Origin of the sequence: Gilliamella sp. Pas-s95 (assembly GCF_009795795.1) — a bacterium.
GTDB classification, from domain to species: domain Bacteria; phylum Pseudomonadota; class Gammaproteobacteria; order Enterobacterales; family Orbaceae; genus Gilliamella; species Gilliamella bombicola.
The window spans coordinates 1-13,148 of the sequence record NZ_WTFC01000017.1 but is presented as its reverse complement, the minus strand read 5'-3'; the positions used below and the strand labels follow the sequence as shown (position 1 = coordinate 13,148).

At 33.9% G+C, this 13,148-nt stretch carries 11 protein-coding genes and 1 tRNA gene; all 12 read left to right on the top strand.

The annotated features are described in order from the left end of the window. Positions 1-14: 14 nt before the first annotated feature. The 12 genes from GQ598_RS06035 (at position 15) to GQ598_RS05980 (ending at position 13,060) form a co-directional block, all read left to right on the top strand. A complete protein-coding gene (locus GQ598_RS06035; protein WP_160402913.1) occupies positions 15-1,559 on the top strand; it encodes a NuoM family protein in 1,545 nt (514 codons plus the stop codon). A 6-nt stretch (positions 1,560-1,565) separates the two neighbouring features. Continuing rightward, on the top strand, positions 1,566-3,329 hold the full coding sequence (locus tag GQ598_RS06030) for an NADH-quinone oxidoreductase subunit N (RefSeq protein WP_160402911.1): 1,764 nt from the start codon (positions 1,566-1,568) through the stop codon (positions 3,327-3,329). Between the two features lie 185 nt (positions 3,330-3,514). Then, positions 3,515-3,844 (top strand): preprotein translocase subunit YajC, encoded by a 330-nt coding sequence (yajC, locus tag GQ598_RS06025; protein ID WP_091348553.1) that lies wholly within the window; start codon positions 3,515-3,517, stop codon positions 3,842-3,844. Between the two features lie 59 nt (positions 3,845-3,903). Continuing rightward, positions 3,904-5,760 carry a protein translocase subunit SecD gene (secD, locus tag GQ598_RS06020; protein ID WP_160402909.1) on the top strand — a complete coding sequence of 619 codons (1,857 nt, stop codon included), beginning with the start codon at positions 3,904-3,906 and terminating at the stop codon, positions 5,758-5,760. Between the two features lie 15 nt (positions 5,761-5,775). Continuing rightward, the gene (gene secF, locus GQ598_RS06015; RefSeq protein WP_160402959.1) at positions 5,776-6,771 is read left to right on the top strand and encodes a protein translocase subunit SecF; all 996 of its coding nucleotides are present in this window, start codon (positions 5,776-5,778) and stop codon (positions 6,769-6,771) included. Positions 6,772-6,897: 126 nt separating this feature from the next. Next, positions 6,898-6,973: transfer RNA gene (locus GQ598_RS06010), tRNA-Ala, on the top strand. 183 nt (positions 6,974-7,156) lie between these two features. Next, positions 7,157-8,407 (top strand): integrase domain-containing protein, encoded by a 1,251-nt coding sequence (locus GQ598_RS06005; protein ID WP_065737821.1) that lies wholly within the window; start codon positions 7,157-7,159, stop codon positions 8,405-8,407. 720 nt (positions 8,408-9,127) lie between these two features. Continuing rightward, positions 9,128-9,496: a terminase small subunit gene (locus GQ598_RS06000; protein WP_202112696.1), complete on the top strand. Its 369-nt coding sequence runs from the start codon at positions 9,128-9,130 to the stop codon at positions 9,494-9,496. A 417-nt stretch (positions 9,497-9,913) separates the two neighbouring features. Continuing rightward, the gene (locus tag GQ598_RS05995; RefSeq protein ID WP_160402905.1) at positions 9,914-10,909 is read left to right on the top strand and encodes an Abi family protein; all 996 of its coding nucleotides are present in this window, start codon (positions 9,914-9,916) and stop codon (positions 10,907-10,909) included. 323 nt (positions 10,910-11,232) lie between these two features. Continuing rightward, positions 11,233-11,415 carry a hypothetical protein gene (locus tag GQ598_RS05990; protein ID WP_160402904.1) on the top strand — a complete coding sequence of 61 codons (183 nt, stop codon included), beginning with the start codon at positions 11,233-11,235 and terminating at the stop codon, positions 11,413-11,415. Beyond that, positions 11,402-11,953, top strand: a complete 552-nt coding sequence (locus tag GQ598_RS05985; protein ID WP_202112695.1) for a hypothetical protein — start codon at positions 11,402-11,404, stop codon at positions 11,951-11,953. Before GQ598_RS05990 ends, GQ598_RS05985 begins: the two co-directional genes overlap by 14 nt. Positions 11,954-12,115: 162 nt before the next feature. Beyond that, on the top strand, positions 12,116-13,060 hold the full coding sequence (locus GQ598_RS05980; RefSeq protein WP_160402902.1) for a hypothetical protein: 945 nt from the start codon (positions 12,116-12,118) through the stop codon (positions 13,058-13,060). Positions 13,061-13,148: the final 88 nt, after the last annotated feature.

Here is a 13,148-nt window from a genome sequence, read left to right as displayed (position 1 = left end):
AGGTGTAATCATTCATGTTGTTATGGCTTGTTTTTTTACCTGTAATAGGCGGATTTATTGGTTGGTTATGCCATGTATGTCTACAACGAGGCGTTGTTTCTGTCAATGTACAAATTCGTTGGTCAAAATTACCAATAATTGTAGCATTTATCACTATTTGTATTACATTATTGATGACGATAATATTATGGATAGATGCCGTAAATGTATTAAATCAAGGGGAAAACTGGATAAAAGAAATTAATTTGGATTGGATCCCCTTATTAGGTATTCATTTTCATCTTGTTTTAGACGGTCTATCGATGGTTGTGATCACTGCAACTCTATTCATCGTGTTATTAACGATTATCTATTCGAGCAAAGAAAGTCTAAATAATCTTGGCTTGTTTTATTTATGCCTATTATTTATGACATCAGCCATTATGATGTTATTTGTAATCACTGATTTATTTTTAATGTTCTTCTTTTGGGAAGCCGTCGCGATTCCTATCTATTTTTTAATTTCGCTATGGGGACGACGAGATTCAAGCTCACAATTGCGTTTTAATGGTGCCAGCAAATTTTTGATTTATACTCAATTAAGCAGCTTACTTATGCTTATCTCTATTGTATCACTAGCCTTAATTAACTGGAACTTAACAGGGCATTGGACCTTTGATTACCAGGTATTAACAAAAACGCCAATTTCAAGCAATACCGAATTTTTGCTTATGCTTGGGTTCTTAGCCGCTTTTATTGTGCGAATCCCTTTTGTTCCTTTTCATGGTTGGTTTATTGAAGCCCATATGGAATCTTCAACAACTGGATCGATGATGATCAGTGGATTGTTACTTAATACTGCAGCATTTGGCTTACTTCGTTTTGTTATACCGCTATTCCCAAATGCTTCCGTCATGATTATGCCAATTATGTTAGTTCTTGCTCTGCTTACAATTGTTTATGCTGCGCTAGTTGCATTTAATCAAACGGATATTAAAAAACTTATTGCTTATATTCATATTGCGTTAATGGGATTTGTCACAGCCATTATTTATAGCGGTTCTGTTGTTGCTTATCAAGGTGTGGTTATTCAAATGATTGCTATCAATTTAGCAATAGTTGGCATGTTTATAATTAGTGGATTATTGGGGGAATGTTACTCAACACGAAACATAACTCAGTTTATTGGCCTTAAAGAGCGAGTACCTTATCTATCTTCATTTACCTTGTATTTTATCTTAGCCGTATTGGGTATTCCTGGCACAGCTAATTTTGTAGGTAATTATATGATGTTACTTGGTAGTTATAGTACTTTTTCGTTCTATACAATTTTGCTCGTAATTGGATTATTATTGCTGTCTATTTCATTTATTGTTCGTATGCAGCCTATTTTTTATGGAGCTGTCGATAAAGGGACGGCGCCAAAATATCTTCTTAGTAAAAAAGATCTTTTGTTATTATCAAGCACTTTAATTGTCCTTATCTTTATTGGTTTGTATCCTCAAGTAGTTTTAGATATGTCTTATTCTGTTGTGAATCAAACACAACAATACATAACTACCGAGCGAGTGGGAGAGTAATCACCTATGATAGCTTTATCACCTATTTTTGTATTAAGCTTTGCCATCATTGTTTTATTATTTTTATTGTTCGTTTTTAAAATAGGTACCAAAGGATGCGCTATTTTAACGGTATGTGGATTATCCTGTGCATTGATTTTCTCTGTGATAGTTGGTTATAAAATTTCGTTTAGCACGCAAGCTATTACGGACATAAGCAGTGACAATATGCAAATATCGGTACCAGCTTCTGACCCTATTAAAGAACCCAATCCATCGAACGAAGAAACAATTGCAATTGATTCCGTGCCTACAGAATCGGTGGAATCTTCAAATGAAAACATAAGTATTGACGATAATATCGATAACAGCGCTGTTGATAATAATGCCGATAATAATAATAATGCTGATATAAATATGGATGCTAACTCTAATTCCCATATTGATGATGGCTCTAACATTGACGACCCTTCAATGGCAGAATGGAAAGCGCGCCATATCACCGCACTTTTTACTTGTGATGGCTACGGTTTACTTTATACCAGTTTGATTTTAATGATATCTATTGCAGTTGCATGTTTCGCTTATCGCTGGTTTAAACAAGAACAGGCTCAGCACGGATTATTTTATTTAATTCTGCTTTTTACGGTATTAGGTGGTGTAACACTTGTATATGCCAGCCATTTAATCGCTTTTTTTGTTGGAATTGAACTATTATCCATTCCTTTTGTGGGATTAATTGGTTATCAATATACGCAGACTCATTCATTAGAAGCTGCTGTTAAATATATGATTTTATCAGCTGTTGCTAGCGTATTTCTATTGATGGGAATCGCTTTTTATTATGCAACGACAGGAGAATTGACTTTCAGCGGGTTAAGTTACCAGCTGTCAACAATGTCTTACCCAAGCACATTACTACTAATAGGTGTTTGCTTGATGTTAGTTGGTATTGGTTTTAAATTATCATTGGTACCATTTCAACTTTGGTTGCCTGATGTTTATCAGGGGGCACCAACGGTTATTGCTTTATTATTATCAACAGTTGGAAAAGTTGCGGTTTTCTGTGCAATCGCAAGACTATTCCTATTGGCACCGATAGTGAATAATGAAACCATCCGTATTATTTTAGTTATTATGGCTTTTTGTTCTATTTTGTGGGGCAATTTACTAGCGTTGAAGCAAAGTAGCTTAAAGAGATTACTTGCCTATTCATCAATAGCGCATTTCGGCTATCTATTTACGGCTTTAATTGCTGTTCAGTATCAAGTGCTTGCATTAGAAACCATTGGCGTTTACCTAATTGGCTATATTTTAGCTAATATCTGTATATTAGGTGCTATCAGTTTAGATTCGCATTCTAATGAACTGCAAGACCATGAAAACGAAATTGATCTTTCGGGTCTATTTTGGCGCAGGCCAATCCTTGCATTAGCGATGGGCATTGGCTTTTTATCTTTAGCAGGGACACCTCTAACTGCCGGTTTCGTTGGACGATTTTTACTGGTGTTATTAGGCGTAACTGCGGAATTATGGTGGTTAGTTGCCGCTGTGGTTATTGGTAGTGCATTAGGACTTTATTTTTATGCCCGTTTAATTATCAATCTTTATATTAAACCGCCTTGTCGAGATGGGCAAATGTTAAGTGGCACTTCGATTAAGTTAAAATGGACAGATATTAGAATAAGCGAGTTAATCATCGTATTATGTGCCTTATTGACTCTGCTTTGTGGAATTTACCCTAAATGGTTATTTAACTTAGTTAGTATGGCGCAATATTTAACTACGTAATTAACTTTTATCCGCCTTCATTGCTTGGTTGGCGGAGTTATATTAACCGAAGTAGCTTAAAACACTTTTTATACTAAAACGCATGCTTTCCTGAAATTTTTTGACAAGAAATAGTTAATAACAGATTTATTTATTGTGTTATAATTCCGACCTTTGAAAATTTAGTTTAAAACAAGAGGACCAGTATGGATTTTTTAATCTCTAATGCCTATGCAGCCGATGGTAGCCAACCAGGTGGCGATTATATTATGCCAATTATGTTAGTTGTGTTTGGTTTATTTTTCTATTTTATGATTATGCGCCCACAGCAAAAACGCGCTAAAGCACATCGTGAGTTAATGGCATCAATTTCAAAAGGTGATGAAGTGTTAACTAGTGGCGGGCTTATAGGTCGTGTAGCAAAAGTTAACGAAAATGGTTACATCGCGCTAGAGTTAAATGATACGACTGAAGTTGTGATCAAGCGTGACTTTATCGCATCAGTTTTACCAAAAGGGACAATGAAATCACTATAATAGAGCTTTATCTATTATGTTCATTGTATTAATTACCTAATCCTACAAGAGAATATGTCGTGTTAAACCGCTATCCTTTGTGGAAATACATCATGTTGGTCGTTGTCATTTGCTTCGGCCTTCTTTATGCACTTCCAAATATTTATGGTGAAGATCCCGCTATACAAATTTCAAGTTCAAATACTGCCGAAATCAATGTCGCTACACGAGATCAAGTTAAAAAACTTTTGTCCGATAATCATATCCAACCGAAATCATTAGTTTATGACAATAAATCGATATTGATTCGTGTTGGCGATAACGATACCCAACTTAAAGCAAAAGAACTTATATCAGAAGCATTGGGTGAAAAGTATATTGTTGCATTAAATTTAGCACCAGCAACGCCTGCATGGCTTACTGTGTTAGGTGCAGAACCGATGAAACTGGGTCTTGATTTGCGTGGTGGTGTTCACTTCTTAATGGAAGTCGATATGACCACTGCATTAAGTAAACTCACTGAACAATCTATAGAAAACATCAAAGCTGAATTTACTAATAGCAAGTTAAACTATAAAACGATCAGCAAAGATAGTAATCAGCAAATTGTAATGCAATTTGATAATACTGAAGATCGTAATAAAGCCATTACCAAGATCAATGGGATACAAGATTACAAAGTGATCTCTCAACGCGACAACAGTATTGTCATCAATGTTAGTGAACAACGTTTACAACAAGCGAAAAATGATGCTGTACAACAAAACACTACCATTTTACGTAATCGTGTTAACCAACTTGGTGTTGCTGAACCAATTGTTCAACGTCAAGGGGCAGATCGTATTGTCGTTGAATTACCCGGCATACAAGACACTGCATTAGCCAAGCGTATTTTGGGAGCAACGGCAACACTAGAGTTTAGACAAGTTAACGAAGAGAGTACGTCTAATTTGCCGGCTATTCTAAATGGTGATAAGCGTATTCCTTATGGTTCAGAAATTCAGTATATGGAAGACGGTCGCCCAGTACTACTTTATAAACGCATTGTATTAACTGGCGATCATATTACCGATTCTTCATATCGCGTTAATCAATATGGTCAACCCGAAGTTGCTATTACACTTGATGGTTCGGGGGGTAAAAGAATGCTTGATTTTACCCAAAAAAATCTTCATAAAGCGATGGCAACCTTATTTGTTGAATACAAAGATACTGGTAAACGTGATGAAAACGATAAACCGATCTTTGAAAAACAAGAACGAGTTATCAACGTCGCGACTATTCAGGGTATTTTCAGTGATCGCTTCCAAGTAACTGGTATTGGTAGTATTGATGAAGCTAAAAATTTATCACTATTATTACGTGCAGGAGCATTAATTGCACCGATTCAGATTATTGAAGAACGGACAGTTGGGCCATCAATGGGGCAAGAAAATATAACCCAAGGCTTAGAATCTTGCGCATGGGGTTTATTGATTTCTGTCATTTTTATGCTTGGGATGTATCGTTTGTTTGGTGTGTTTGCAAGCCTTGCATTAGTTGCAAACTTAATTTTAATTGTTGGTGCAATGTCTTTACTTCCTGGAGCAACGCTAAGCATGCCCGGTATCGCAGGTATTGTATTAACTGTGGGTATGGCTGTTGATGCCAATGTACTGATTAACGAACGAATAAAAGAAGAACTTAGTAATGGACGTGGCGTTCAGCATGCAATTAATGAAGGGTACGCAGGCGCTTGGAGCAGTATTTTCGATGCGAACCTGACCACTTTAATTACTGCTGTTATCCTTTATGCAGTTGGTACAGGATCAATTAAAGGTTTTGCCATTACACTAGGCATCGGTATTGTAACATCAATGTTTACATCGATTGTCGGTACTCGTGCATTAGCCAATCTTATTTATGGCGGTCGTCGCGTTAATAAGTTATCAATTTAGAGGTTTATTGTGAGTATTACTAAAAAACAAAATCATGATGTTAGAGAATTGAATCATGGTCGCAGAGTCCTCGACTTTTTAAAATTTGGCTTTATTTCTTTTGTTATTTCAATGTTATTAGTTGTCGCATCGTTTGTGGTTATTTTTGTTAAAGGATTTAATTTAGGACAAGATTTCACTGGCGGTACGACAGTTGAGCTCACCGTAACAAAAGCTGTTAACCTTGATGACCTTCGTAACAGTTTACGCAATGCTGGCTATCATGAACCGATAGTACAATATTACGGTAGTAGTAAAGATATCATCATTAGATTACCTTCGGCTAAGCAAGAAGACGGTGCTGCATCATCTGCTATTGATAATGCACTAGGCACAAAAATTTCCAATTTAATCCATAAAGATATTGATGCAGAAGCTCAAATTAAACGGATTGAATTTGTCGGTCCAACAGTTGGAGCTGAACTTGCTCAAGATGGTGTTTTGGCTATATGTGCTGCATTAGTGTGTATTTTAATCTATATTGCATTTCGCTTTGAGTGGCGATTTGGTACGGGTGCGGTTGTTGCCTTAGCTCATGATGTTGTTATTACTGCAGGTTATCTATCACTATTTGAACGAGAACTTGATTTAACTATCATTGCAGCGATGCTATCAATTATTGGTTATTCACTTAACGATACCATTGTTGTTTTTGACAGAATTCGTGAAAATTTTAGAAAGATTCGCCGAGCAGAGCCTTACGATGTTATTAATATCTCGTTAACACAAACTTTGCATCGTACTTTAATGACATCAGGTACAACCCTTGTTGTGGTGATTATTCTGTATATTTTTGGTGGTTCAATGTTAAAAGGTTTCTCTGAAACATTAGGCGTTGGTATTGTACTTGGTACAATCTCATCAATTTATGTGGCTGCGTATATGTCGCTTAAATTGGGCGTAAAACGTGAACACTTTATGCCACCTAAAATTGAAGCAGAAGGCGCAGATCAACCTTCAATATTGCGTTAATTATGTAAACTCTGCCATCAATAGGCAGAGTTTTATTAGCCTGTTTTTTAAACAAATAATATCAAATCGATTGACACTTATTATTTAGTTGCATATTATTAGCCACAGTTTTATCCCTTTCTATTTGGGGCCATAGCTCAGCTGGGAGAGCGCAACGCTGGCAGCGTTGAGGTCAGGGGTTCGATCCCCCTTGGCTCCACCAATTCAATAATCAGTAACATTCTTTTAAACCCTATAAAGTACACCAAATCCAGTAATAACAAGCCTTAAAGTCTATTTTATTGCCCATTAAGTATCAGTAAGGTACATTTACAACCATAATTTTTAGGTATATGCTTAGGTATACAGACGCAATATACTTATATATCGTATACCTAAAATAATTATGGCAAGGAAAACACATCCATTAACAGACACCCAAATAAAAGCAGCCAAACCAAGAGATAAAGATTACTCTTTATTTGATGGCGGTGGTATGTATCTCTTAGTTAAATCGAATAATTCTAAAATCTGGCGTTTTAAGTATACGCGTCCATATACCAAAAAGGGCGCATTAATTAGCTTCGGTAGTTATCCTGAGGTTTCACTACAGCAAGCGCGAAAACAACGAGATGAAGCGCGAGAATTAATAAAGCAAGGTGTAGATCCTCAAGAGCACAAAGCAGAACAAGAACAACGTAAGCATGACGAAATTACTAGCACCTTTAAAAAGGTAGCCGCTGATTGGTTTAAAGTTAAAAGTGGCAAAGGACTAACTGAAAGCACCTTAAAAAGAACGTGGGAATCGTTAGAGTTACATTTATTTCCTTATATTGGTGATAAATCAATCTTTAAATTAAAAGCAAAAGAATTTATTAAGGCCATGGAGCCACTAAGAGCTAATGGTAAATTAGAAACAATTAAAAGACTTTGCCAACGTATCAATGAGATTATGTTTTATGCGGTGAATATAGGCTTGATTGATGCTAACCCAGCAGCCAAGATAAAAGATGCTTTTGAAAGCCCTATAAAAGGGCAAATGCCAACAATAAACGCGCAAGAGCTGCCCCAATTTATGCAATCCCTTGCTATGGCCAGAATCGAATTACAAACGCGTTGCTTGATTGAATGGCAATTATTAACAATGACACGCCCAAATGAAGCGGTAGGGGCAAAATGGCAAGAGATTGATCTAGACAATTGCTTATGGGTTATTCCTGCCGAAAAAATGAAAATGAGGCGAGAGCATACTATTACACTCAATAAGCAGGCTATGGCTATATTATCAATTATGAAGCCTATAAGCGGGCATAGAGAGCATATATTCCCAAGTATGAAACCGCCTTATACAACCCCGATGAATAGTAGTACTGCTAACATGGCAATAAAGCGCATGGGATATAAAGATAAGCTTGTTGCGCATGGCTTAAGAGCTTTAGCAAGCACGATATTAAATGAGCAAGGCTTTGACCCTAATATTATTGAAGCGGCACTAGCCCATGTCGATACTAATAGCGTCAGGCGAGCCTATAACCGTGCTACTTACCTAGAACAGCGCAGAATCATGCTTGACTGGTGGGGTGACTTTGTCGAGCAAGCAAGCCAAGGAAATGTCTCACTATCAGGTAACCGCAATTTAAAGCTAGTTAATCATTAACCATATCACGCTATTCATACCGTGCCCCATATTTGGGTTACACACTTCAATTCTCCATAATAACCACTCCTCATATCTGAGGGGTGCTTTTTTAAATGTCATCCTTTACTTATACCGATTATTAGGCTGTTTTTTTATTCTTACCTCCCCATAATCTTAAACTTTTAATATAAAGTGTTCACTACTATTCACTAACCTAATATTAATTTATATATATCAATATATTATATACTTATTATATATATTTTTTGGTGTTCACTAGTATTCACTACTGTTCACTACTATACACATTATTAAAACAATCTTGATCCTGTAATTAACCAATTGAAATATAAATATATTTATATGGCGCTATTTTTTTATTAAAATAAAATAATTATTAATCATAATGTTAAGTTAGGGTGATTTTAAGGTTGATCCAGGGCTATTATTAGAGGAAAAGAATAAATGCTTTATGGTGATTTCCACCATACAGGGAGATTACAGAAAAGGTAACATTAAAAAAACTAAAAAAATCGGGTTAGCGTTAAAATGAATGAGGGTGGGCGGTTTATAACGTATAGGGTCGTAGGAATTTACACCCCCCTCCTCTTGGTTGGTTTAGTGAATTTTTGGACACGTTAGAAAGCAATCTAATAATTCGCCTTATTGGATTATAATAGTCTTATTATTAGTAAGTTAGGTGGCAATATGGTAGGGCGAAAATCAAAGGTAAAGGACATGTTAAAACTAGGGCAAGAGTATTTGCATAAGCAGGGCTATATCAAAAATGGCGAAATCATTCCCTCTATGGCTGGACTGGCTTTATATGCTAACTGTTCAAGATCCAGTTTATATAATTATGCGAGTTCAAGCGAAGAATTTAAGGATCTGTTAGAACTTATCAAAGCGCGCCAAGAAGTGGAGTTAATTAACAAAGGCTTAAAAGGTGAGTTTAACGCGAGTATTGCTAAATTGATGCTTGCTAATCATGGTTATTCTGAAAAGCAGACATTAGATCATCAATCTATGGGTAGTAGCATTATAGCCAAATCTAAACCAGTGCGCATAGAACTAGTATCGCCATCACCAAAGGATTTAACCGCCTGAAATCCCCCTGCTCCAAATTAGCTACTACTTATGGAATTTAAATATCTTAAAATCCGTTTAATTAATGAGAACTAAATACAATTTCTTCAATAAAAAGACAAAAGGTGGTTTAAGAGTTTATTATTAATTAGATTGAAAAATGAGCAATCAAAACTAAGATTAATTTTATTGAAAACACAATATCTACTTAGCTTTTATGTAAAAATAACTACATATAGTGTTTTTAGAAAACTCTTTCATGTTAAGCGTCAATAAAGGTCAATAAACATTAGTAGACATGTTACAAAAAATAATTATACTAGCTCCTAACAGTGCCCCTTTATACCTCTACATTTTTTGGTCGTTAATCTTTAATTTTGATTAATGCCTAAAACTTGATACGTTTGGGGCTTTCTTTTTTCTACTACATAATATTTTATGGCTAACTTAAAACCACATCTTTCATATGAAGATCAGCTAATAAAGTTAGAAAATCGGGGGATGATTTTCTCTGATTTAGACCGCAAACAAGCCCAAAAGAAGTTGGCCAATGTTGGATATTATAGGTTATCGGGCTATTGGTACCCTTTTCGAAAATTAAAAATCCCACCGCCTTCTGATAAACTTGAATCACGAAGAAATGAAAATTTTATAGAAAATACTCTATTCAGCAATATCTATAAGCTATATTTGTTTGATGTTAAGCTTAGAAATATTATTTTTTTGGGGCTGGAACGAATAGAAACATATTTAAAAGCGATTATTGCTTATGAGTTAGGAAAAATTTCACCAACTGCATATAAAGATAAAAAAATAATAGATAATAATTCACATGACAAACATGATAATTGGTTAAATAATTTAAATATTTTAATAGATAAAAATAAATCTAATGATTGTATAAAATGGAATATAGAAAAGTATAACGAAATTCCTATATGGGCTATTGTCGAAATATGGAATTTTGGAACAATGTCTAAATTTTATGGAATCCTTGATGATAAATATAAAGTTGCTATATGTAAATCGATGAAATTTCTCAGACCAAATAGCAAAAATGTGAAATTATCACTTAAGACATCATTAGAATATTTAAATATCATTAGAAATAGGTGTGCTCACCACGTTCGGTTATGGAATACCTCCGTGTCAAATAATAAAATTAATTTAGAAATGTTTGATAATTTAGATCTAAATGTCGCTAATTTAAATAATGATAGCCCTGAACTATATAGAATAGCAGGAATTATTTATATGATTTGGAGTTTTACATTACGTATTTCAGAGCATTCAGATTGGTTAGAAACAATTGTAAATCATATAAATGATCCTTATTATGTTAACGCTGTTAAATATTCTCAAATGGGGTTTAATAATGGAAGCTTAATTGGCATAAATAATTTGCTAAAATTGTATAAACAGCAAACTGAATAATTTATCTCAATAAAATCTCACATCTAAAACAAATTTCATTTATATAATTACTAGTACTTATATAGGTATCCATTCAGGTATCCAGTGAAAAGCATTTAATAAATGGATACCAATTTAATCATAAAAGCCAGTTATCTTCATTATGAAGACAGCTTATAAAATTCTTTCATAAATTTTAATTTAAAGAAAATTAAATATTTATTATTGTTTTTCTCATATTTATTTATATTCTGTTTTAAACAGTAAAATACATATTGATATAACAAAATAGAGCTATATAATATTACACAACTTGTGTAATTGTACTTTTTAGGAGGCATAATATGGCTACATCATCATTTAGCAAAACGTTTGTTTTGGCTGAGCCTCGTGACATTAATGTATTTCAGGAACTAGAGAAAGCACAAAGTACGATAAAAACTCGCGAGCGAGACGATAAAGCAGAATCTAAAAAAGCAGTAAAATTATTTTCTAAAGTTTTAACCCGAAAAAATGCTCACGGTTAATCTGGATGAACTTATTAATGAATATGACGAGGAGGAAATAAAAAGCCTCCTTTGTTGTTTTTCTTGCCCTAGAAATAAAGATTTACAAGATTTCTTATGTAATTCAGCAATAGAATTTAGCAAAAGGAACGTATCAAAAACCTATCTTATTATCAACGAAGATAATCTTGATATTCTCGCCTATTTTTCTTTAGCATTTACATCAATACAATCAAGTAATTTTGAAATATCTAAAACATTAGTATCTAGTATGGATGGCTTTAATAAGCACGCTACAGAAATAAAAGTTCATTTGATTGGTCAAATTGGTAAAAATTTCGCAATTGAAAATAATCCTATAAATCTTGGGTTAATATTACAAGAAACTTTCACAATAATTAAACAAATCCGCGCTATGGCTGGCGGTAGATTTGCTATATTAGAATGTAATAATAATCCCTCATTGATAGCACTATATAAAAAATACGGATTTAAAATATTGCCCACCCAAGAAGATGACGATCATCTTATCACTATGTGTATAAAAATTCCTGATTAGTCACCCCAATAATTTCATATCTAAAATAATTTAATGTATATAAACACAGTGCTATAATGTACCTAACTGTATATTAATGTATTATTTGCGTCTAGGCTGATCCCCGAACATTCGCAACCCTAGCGAACTGGCGCAAATATCTATTAGGGGCGTGAGGGGCGTATGGCATTACCAGAAAGACGGTTTTACACTTTAAATAAAGCTGTTGATAAAATTAATAAAGTTATTAAAAATAGAACTGTAGATACTGAAGATTTATTATATTTTGCTTTTGAAAAAAAATTAGAATTATGTGTTCATTATTATTCTCCTAACTCAGCAGGTAAATGCGGAAATATTTTTATTCAAGCTGAAAATGATGTTGATCTCGATTTGCTGCCTATGCTATTCCCAGAAGAAGGTAATTTAAATAATATTATTAAAACTGAATATGGTAGAATAAATTGTAATTTATTTTATAGAAGTGAAGAACTAAAGAAAGAATTTCCAATCTCATCCTATAATTATCAATATCCTTTCGTTAATTCTGACTCAGATATATTTTATATTCACTCTTTGTTGGCGATAGATTTATCTACCATTCAATATCCAATCATCGATGATATAATAATAAATAAATTCTCTCTTCCCGCTGAGAGTTGGGCTATTTCTGTTGATACTTACCGTCTTTTGAAAGAGCATAATGAATTAGACTTACTAAAAAGTATTAAAGTTAATGCTATTGTTGAATTAGATGATCCTGTAAAACTATCTCCAAAACAGATGTTGATAACATCTAATGAATTAGAAAATTTTTTAAATGGGAAAGAAAAAATAGAGTCTAATTTTGTTAAAAGCAGTTTCATAGGTAGACCTGAAAATAGTTTTAAAAAAGATATTATTGAAATAGCAAAATTAACAAGAAAGCAATTTCCTACATGTTCAGGTAAATCATTATCTCAAAAAATATATGATTATTTTAATCATCTACCTGAATTTCCAAAGCGTGGGAGTATTGAACAGTATATATCTTTATCAAATGAACTACCTCGACAAATAGAAAGAGATTTAAAACTGAATTACGAATTAGTCATACCAGAACATTTAAAACACTTAAAAAATAAATAAACTATTAGGGGCTGTTGATCTTTGCTGTACATAAATTGCTCAACAATACATTGGCAGCCACATTAACATAAATGCCAGTGATACCATA

Excerpts from the sequence above, each read along its gene's own strand:
- GQ598_RS06035 (WP_160402913.1), top strand. The coding sequence starts at position 15 with ATGTTGTTATGGCTTGTTTTTTTACCTGTAATAGGCGGATTTATTGGT.
- GQ598_RS06030 (WP_160402911.1), top strand. The coding sequence starts at position 1,566 with ATGATAGCTTTATCACCTATTTTTGTATTAAGCTTTGCCATCATTGTT.
- yajC (WP_091348553.1), top strand. The coding sequence starts at position 3,515 with ATGGATTTTTTAATCTCTAATGCCTATGCAGCCGATGGTAGCCAACCA.
- GQ598_RS06005 (WP_065737821.1), top strand. The coding sequence starts at position 7,157 with ATGGCAAGGAAAACACATCCATTAACAGACACCCAAATAAAAGCAGCC.
- GQ598_RS06000 (WP_202112696.1), top strand. The coding sequence starts at position 9,128 with ATGTTAAAACTAGGGCAAGAGTATTTGCATAAGCAGGGCTATATCAAA.
- GQ598_RS05995 (WP_160402905.1), top strand. The coding sequence starts at position 9,914 with ATGGCTAACTTAAAACCACATCTTTCATATGAAGATCAGCTAATAAAG.
- GQ598_RS05990 (WP_160402904.1), top strand. The coding sequence starts at position 11,233 with ATGGCTACATCATCATTTAGCAAAACGTTTGTTTTGGCTGAGCCTCGT.
- GQ598_RS05985 (WP_202112695.1), top strand. The coding sequence starts at position 11,402 with ATGCTCACGGTTAATCTGGATGAACTTATTAATGAATATGACGAGGAG.
- GQ598_RS05980 (WP_160402902.1), top strand. The coding sequence starts at position 12,116 with ATGGCATTACCAGAAAGACGGTTTTACACTTTAAATAAAGCTGTTGAT.